This window comes from uncultured Sphingomonas sp., from assembly GCF_964237335.1.
In the GTDB taxonomy this organism is placed as follows: domain Bacteria; phylum Pseudomonadota; class Alphaproteobacteria; order Sphingomonadales; family Sphingomonadaceae; genus Sphingomonas.
In genome coordinates this window covers 1-6,428 of the sequence record NZ_CAXSHM010000074.1, presented here as the reverse complement: position 1 = coordinate 6,428, position 6,428 = coordinate 1, and the positions used below count along the sequence as shown (strand labels likewise).

10 protein-coding genes and 1 pseudogene are annotated in these 6,428 nt (G+C 64.5%); 8 read left to right on the top strand and 3 right to left on the bottom strand.

Annotated elements, in window-relative coordinates; all coding sequences use genetic code 11:
• Together ACFE65_RS17310 and ACFE65_RS17305 are read right to left on the bottom strand one after the other, a co-directional pair.
• Positions 1-295: pseudogene (locus ACFE65_RS17310) on the bottom strand (hypothetical protein); the annotation flags it as partial.
• A 213-nt stretch (positions 296-508) separates the two neighbouring features.
• Positions 509-1,627, bottom strand: coding sequence for a site-specific integrase (locus ACFE65_RS17305; RefSeq protein ID WP_375383603.1), 1,119 nt, complete (start codon positions 1,625-1,627; stop codon positions 509-511).
• A gap of 279 nt (positions 1,628-1,906) precedes the next feature.
• On the opposite strand from ACFE65_RS17305, the gene ACFE65_RS17300 reads away from it, so the two are divergent.
• The 8 genes from ACFE65_RS17300 to ACFE65_RS17265 all read left to right on the top strand — a co-directional run bounded on the left by ACFE65_RS17300 (position 1,907) and on the right by ACFE65_RS17265 (position 6,128).
• Complete coding sequence (locus ACFE65_RS17300; RefSeq protein WP_375383602.1) at positions 1,907-2,149, top strand: AbrB/MazE/SpoVT family DNA-binding domain-containing protein; 243 nt, start codon at positions 1,907-1,909, stop codon at positions 2,147-2,149.
• Entirely contained in the window at positions 2,146-2,529 is a 384-nt protein-coding gene (locus ACFE65_RS17295) for a PIN domain-containing protein (RefSeq protein ID WP_375383604.1), read from the top strand. Before ACFE65_RS17300 ends, ACFE65_RS17295 begins: the two co-directional genes overlap by 4 nt.
• 43 nt (positions 2,530-2,572) lie before the next feature.
• The gene (locus ACFE65_RS17290) at positions 2,573-3,004 is read left to right on the top strand and encodes a DUF2252 family protein (protein WP_375383601.1); all 432 of its coding nucleotides are present in this window, start codon (positions 2,573-2,575) and stop codon (positions 3,002-3,004) included.
• Positions 3,001-3,624 carry a hypothetical protein gene (locus tag ACFE65_RS17285; RefSeq protein ID WP_375383600.1) on the top strand — a complete coding sequence of 208 codons (624 nt, stop codon included), beginning with the start codon at positions 3,001-3,003 and terminating at the stop codon, positions 3,622-3,624. Before ACFE65_RS17290 ends, ACFE65_RS17285 begins: the two co-directional genes overlap by 4 nt.
• A gap of 523 nt (positions 3,625-4,147) precedes the next feature.
• Entirely contained in the window at positions 4,148-4,459 is a 312-nt protein-coding gene (locus tag ACFE65_RS17280) for a hypothetical protein (protein ID WP_375383599.1), read from the top strand.
• Between the two features lie 357 nt (positions 4,460-4,816).
• A complete protein-coding gene (locus tag ACFE65_RS17275) occupies positions 4,817-5,251 on the top strand; it encodes an RNA polymerase subunit sigma-70 (protein WP_375383598.1) in 435 nt (144 codons plus the stop codon).
• 27 nt (positions 5,252-5,278) lie between these two features.
• The gene (locus tag ACFE65_RS17270; RefSeq protein ID WP_375383597.1) at positions 5,279-5,620 is read left to right on the top strand and encodes a hypothetical protein; all 342 of its coding nucleotides are present in this window, start codon (positions 5,279-5,281) and stop codon (positions 5,618-5,620) included.
• Between the two features lie 25 nt (positions 5,621-5,645).
• Positions 5,646-6,128: a hypothetical protein gene (locus ACFE65_RS17265; RefSeq protein ID WP_375383596.1), complete on the top strand. Its 483-nt coding sequence runs from the start codon at positions 5,646-5,648 to the stop codon at positions 6,126-6,128.
• A 62-nt stretch (positions 6,129-6,190) separates the two neighbouring features.
• Here ACFE65_RS17265 and ACFE65_RS17260 read toward each other — a convergent pair.
• Positions 6,191-6,428, bottom strand: a 238-nt coding sequence (locus tag ACFE65_RS17260; protein ID WP_375383595.1) for a hypothetical protein, incomplete at its 5' end; no start/stop codon positions are given.

The window sequence follows — 6,428 nt, the reverse complement described above, 5'->3', positions numbered from 1 at the left end:
ATGGGAATGGGCTCGCCCGCTCGGACCATACCGGATCGGTAAGGATGTTGACGCCCGCCGCCTGGATCAGGAGCGTGGCATGGCCGACCATCGTGATGCGCAAGCCGGCGACCCGCGCCTCGGGCTTGGCGGGGACGACCGGCACCGACTTCGGCCACTTGGCCGCGCCGCCCGCCAGCTTCCAGCGCAGCATCGCGGTAAGACCTCGATCGGTGGAAGGCTGGCCGGGGTTGAAGAAGCGTATCCCGTCGAAGTGGTCGCTGGGCGGTCCCTGGTAGTAGCGGTTCCTCGGCATCGCGCTCACTTAGCGGGGACTACCTTGGGTAGCGACTGGCCCGCATGGTATCTCTCCGTCTGCAGAGCGGCTGAGCTGGGTCTCCGATCGTCGAACTAACCAGCCGACATGCGCAGATCATCGGCTCCGCCCACCAAGGCCGGCTACCAGACGGAGATGAACGGGCGTCCGGAAGCGGTTGAGCGCCCCTAAATGGTGGCTTGTGGGTCAACTTTAAAGGAAGCTCTCGCCCGCGTGCTCGCGGAACCGCTCATGATCGCGCACATACTCCGCCACCATCTCGAGAGACGAATGCCGACTGTGTTCCTTCATCTTGAAGAGGTTGGCATTCTGCCGTCCCGCCTCGGTAAGGAACCCCGCGCGAAGTGAGTGACCTGAGAACAGCTCAGGCGGGTACCCGGCGGCGACCGCAGCGGCCTTGACGACCAAAGCGACGCCTTGGGCGCTCATGGCAACTTCGGTGAGCCTTCCCTGTGGGGTTAGTTTTCGAAATACCGGCCCACCGGTGATGCCAGCCTTCTCCAGCCAGGCGCGGTAATGCCGCACCGGCTCCAGCCGCTGCCCATCCGGAATTGCTACGGTGTAACCCTTGCCGTCCTGGTCGGTCTTTGATGCAGCGATCCGCACCAGAAGCCCGCGACTGTCCTGGCTCACATGGCCGACTGTGATCGCCACCAGCTCTGAGCGCCGGAACGCGCCCGCCATCCCGATCGCGAGAAGCGCGCGGTCCCGGTAGCCGCGCAGATCCGGGTCGACGATCGCGCGTACCATATCGCGCAGCACGTCACCGTCTGCGGGCCGCTTCTTGCCAGGCAGCTCGCCGCGCTTGCCCTTGCGGATGCCGCGCATCGCGCGCTCGAGGCGAGCCGCGTCGGGCTGCGAGGTCGGTGGCTCGACGTCGGCGGCTCGGTGCGCGAACACGATCGCAGCAAGCCGCCGGCCGATCGTCGCGCGGCCGAGCGGCACCGGCTCCTTGCGCGGCAGCACCGTCCCGCGCTTGGTTCGGCGGAGCTCCTGAGGACTGAACCCGCTCTCGGCGAGCAGCGTCAGGAACGCGGCGACCGTCGCCGGCGTCGCTGGGAGCGGCCGATAGCCGCTTTCCTGGCACCACGCGCAGAACAGCCGCCAGTCCGACTTGTAGGCGTGCAGGGTCGCGTCGGCGGACGCCCGGCGGACATAGTCGTCGACGCGCTCGCGATCGCCGGGCGCGAGCTGCGGGAGATAGGGTTCGAGCGACTGAACCTGGTCGACGACCACCAGCGCGTCAGCCACGATCGCGTCCAGGTCCGCGCGGTCGACGCGAGCCGCATCATCGATGTCATCATCGGCCAAGCCGACCTCCTGCGCCGCGTGCTCATCCAACCGGCCGGTGAGTGAGGCCGCCCAGAAATCCGCGAAACGGGCTAACCGATCACCGGAATCTGTGCCAGCATGTAATTAGCGGGAATCAGTGTTATCGCTAATTATATGCGTTGGCAGGTGAGCATGTTCATACCACGCAGGCTAGTCGTGTCATAGGCCGGCAGGATGGCATAAAACGACTTCTGGTGCGCAGTACCGCCCCAACGGTATAACCATCCAATTATGCCACCTCACAGGGCCAAGTGTCGCATGTCCTTGCAAGTGAACATAACGGCCAACAGGCGCATAAGCCTGCCCGCCGGCATTCGTAAGCGGCTGGGCCTTGAAGGCGGCGGCGCGGTGCTGATCGAGGAAACTGCCGATGGTGTGATCCTGCGCACTGTCAGTCAGGCGGTGGCACGCGCGCAGGCGATCGCCAAGAAGTACACTGATCACCCGGACGTTTCGGTCGACGCTTTCCTCGTGAGCCGGCGCTCGGACAGCGGCGACTGACCAGCGCGGTCAAGGACGCCTCCGCTGTTATCGCCTTGCTCAAGAGAGAGCGCGGAGGAAGCAAAGTGATGGCTGTTGTGGCCGACGCGGCGCTGGGCGTGTTCAACCAGGCCGAAGTCGTAAGCCATTTCGTTCATCTTGGCGCACCGGTTAAGGAGACTCACTCAATGCTCGCGGCCTTTGCAGTGCTGGCGGCCGACGAGGAGCTGAGCTGGGATGCCGGCGCGCTCAGAGCGGTGACCAGTTCGGCCGGCCTCTCTCTTGGCGACCGCTTCTGTCTGGCGCTGTCCAAGCGCCTCGGCGTACCGGCCTACATCGCCGATCGTGCGTGGAAGGATGTCGCCAGCGATGTTGGGGTGAGGGTTGCGGTTATCCGGTAGGGCAACGACGCATGGCAGCAGCAGTTCGAGGCGCTATCCCGGCATGACAGATATCACCGGATCCGTAGCGCGCTATGAGGATTGGCTCCGCGCGCAGCTTGGGGACGAGCTGGTAGAGGGCGATCTCGCCCGCAAACACGATCGAATGCGATCAAGCGCGTTCGCGTTTTTGCGTGCGACTTACTGGCGATGGTCTGAGACCATCGGGTCCATCTGTCCCGAAGCTTTGTTGGCGCCGGCGATCCTCGCGATCGGCGACACGCACCTCGAGAACTTCGGAACGTGGCGAGACGCCGATGGCCGACTTGTCTGGGGTGCAAACGACTTCGACGAGGCGGCGGTCATGCCCTACGTCCTCGACCTGATCCGGCTGGCCGCGTCGGCGATGCTTGCAAGCAATGCGGGGCCGAAGGGCGCGATCTGCGATGCGATCTGGAACGGTTATGCCGCCGGCCTCGCTGCTCCGGCGCGGTGATCCTGGAGCGGGATCATCGTTGGCTCCGGGAGACCATCCTGCTGCCGGAGAAAGAGCGCGCCAAATGGTGGGCGAAGCTCGACCGGAGCGCAGGGCCAGTGCCTCTTCGGTTCCAGACGGCGCTTACCGCCGCAATGCCCGAGCGAGACCTTTCCATCACGATGTACGCTCGGTCGGCGGGAACCGGTAGCCTCGGCCGCCCGCGCTATGTTGCGGTTGCCGAGTGGCTCGGTGGACCTGTCGTGCGCGAGGGCAAGGCGATCCTGCCGGCCGCTTGGGCCACCTTCGGGCCAGGCAAATCATGTTCGATCAAGGCCGGTGATATCGCGGCCGGGCGCAATCGTGCGGTCGATCCGCACTACTGCATCGTGAACGAACTCGTCGTTCGTCGTCTCTCGCCCAACAGTCGGAAGATTGAAGTGGAGGATGCCGGCGACCTGCTGATGTCGCCGGATCTGCTCAAGCTCATGGGCAGGGAGATCGCCTGCTGTCATGCAGGGGATAGCGCGCTGGTCGCCGCAGTCCGCGATGACGTGAAACAGAGGGATGGGCGCTGTTTGGAGAAAGCGGCTCGAGCGGCCGCCGACGCGATAATGCGCGACTACGAGGCCTACGCCTAATCGGCGCCCGTCGCGCTCGCTTTGAGCCTCAGACCCCCCGCGGTTCTCGGCTTCCGCCGTCCGGCGTCACGGCGCAGTGAGCCTCAATAGCCAACCCCCGACTACTCGTTCGTGGTCGATTGAGGATGGCCGCTTGGTCAGACTTAGGGGGCACCCCGTGCGGGGCAACTCCGCTTCGGAACCAATCGAGGAGCGGGACGACGAGCTTCGGCCGCGCCACCTGCCACCGACGCGTTGCGCACCGTGCGCTTCGACGCAGAAGCCCTATCGAGGGGGGGCAGCAGGAGCTGAACGAAACGCTGTTTTTTGTCGCGCCCTGTGCCATAGCGGTGGTGCTCAGGGCGGCTTGAATACCGTCCTTAGCCCGCGCGTGCGGTCGAACACTGGGTCCCCGGCTTTGTCGGGCGGCCCGCGGAATACAACACTCCGCCGGGTGACCGGTGCGGGGAATACGTGGGGCGTGGTTACCAGTGTTCCCGCGTATTCAACCGTCCCGGCAGCGGCGGTTGATGGAATGCGGCTCATGGCGGTGATCAGATGGGTGTTGGTACGGCTCCGAAGCTATCAGTCGCGATTGCAGCGGCGGAGGCTGCCGAATGCGGAAGCTCTGCGGTATGAGGAAGTGGTGCAGGCGCAGGGTGACTGGTTGGCTCTTCTCGCCACCATCCTTGAGCGTGAGCGTGTAATCACGGGAGATGAATTGGCGCGCTCCTTGGCCGAATACGCCGCCGTCACCGCTGCAGATCGGCCGGCGGAAGGACGCATCCTGGCTTTCTGGGCCTCGCGGCTGCAGGACACCGCCGCCAGCCTGCGGGACTTTCCAACCGTTCACTAAGGCGGCGCTGCTGCGGCGATCGGCGATGACCTAAGTCCCTCTTTTCGCCTTCTGACGACGGTCAGCATGCCGCTTTGCCCACGAGTTCGGCGGACAAAAGGCCTAGCGGCCGAGTGCGCCACGTCACATGGCAGCGTTAGCGTCCCGCCGGCCGAAAATCATAGGGCGGCGTCGCAATCCGCGGTCCCTGAACGCAGGGCTGGAAAAGGGATCGAACCGACCCGCGGGAGGCGTCAGTGCGACCGACGTGGATAGCGTCTGGAGTGAAACCGTTCCGAACTGTCGCGTGTTTTCAGGGGCATGCCGACCGTTGAACCCGGTGGCCGCTCAATCGAGCGAAGCCCGCCTCCGCCGGTCATGGACCAGGATCCGTTGCAGCGCGTCGCCGTCCTCACCGATCGACAGCGTTCCTACCTTCGCCTGGTGCTTCAGAACCGCAGTTCAAAGGAGATAGCTGCTGCGACCGGCAGCAGCCATCGGGCGGTCGACAAACAGTTGCTGAAGGCCAACGGGGTGCTCGGCGTCTCTACCCGCTTTGAGGCGGCTCGCCTCCTGGCGGATTACGATGCCGGGGTAGAGCCTTTGCACCCTGCAACCGACCTACCTTCCTCCACGCCGATCTTCCCGCTTCCATCGCCCCTGCCGACCGCAAAGGCGGCAGTGAACATGTTGACCTGGAAGCAGATCGCCCTTTGGACCGCGATCATCGCGATCGCGACCCCTCTGGGGCTGACCGCCGCTGGCATGGCCATCCTGACGCTGCTCGTCCTGCTCGGTTTCAAACCACTGTAGCGGACGCCCCGCGTCCGAGGAGGCGTAATGCACGGACTTTCAAATACGAGCCGGATCATCGCGGACGAGCTTCGCAAGGCGGAACGGTCAATCAATCTCGCCGCGCGCGACACCGCGCAGTTCCTGCTGACAACGCTGGATGCGACAGAGGTCCATCGGGTCTCGCCGGCCATGACGCAGCGCACCGTGAAGGCAGCCGTGGCGGCACTCGGGGCCTTGTTGGACGGGCAAGATCACATGGCGATCCGGGCGCACGTTGCAATCGAGAAGGTAGGCCGTCAGCTTGGCTTATCGGAGACGAGCTGGGGCGAGAATCTACCGAAGCCGGCAATGGCATCGGTAGAGGAGAGGGAGCTGCAGCCGGAATGACGCTCTTGGGGCGGCGAAGTAGCCTATGACAGTTCAGGTCCTGCTCGCAGTCTCCTTCAACATCGTCATGACGATCGTTCTGCTTTTCGCGTCCATGCGAGGCGGCAGGCCCGAGCGTCTGGGAGTGTTGATAAATCTAGCGGGCTTCGGTGCCACGACGCTCTTCCGGCTGACGGCTCCTGCTCTCGGCTGGGCGCCCGGCCAGGGAGGGATCTTCGCTATCGACGCCTCCGTTGCGGTCGGCTTCTTCTGGCTGGGGATGACTACAATCCGCTTCTGGCCGATTTGGGCGGCCGGGTTCGCAGTCGCAGACCTCTTCATGAGCGTCTGCGGCGCGCTCCTGCCGCGCGTCCCGCTCTTCGCTTATCACACCGGGCTCGGAGTCTACGCCTACCTGGCACTCGGGGCCCTCGCGCTCGGCACTTGGCGCTTGCCGCTGATGGCCGAGCCTTACCTCCGAAATGGATCGAGGCGATCATGGCTACGGCATCTAGAGGAGACGAACTGATAGAGGTTGTTGTTCGCCTCCCGCGTAAGGCGGTCGAAGACACGCTGCTGACCGCACGCGCCTCAAACCAGGAAGGCGCTGAACGCCGCCTGCTTGCTGCCAGGGCGATACTGGCGGGCCGTCGTCGGAGGGCCAGCAGGTTTACCGGCGTGAGATTCTACGATCCGAGTTGGGACATGCTTTTGGAGATCTACGTTGCGAGGCACGAACAGCGGGTGCTCGCGGTTTCGCAACTCTGTAGTCTCAGCGTAATTACTCACCCCCTTGCGGATGAGCGCGATCGCTGATTCAGAGGGGTTA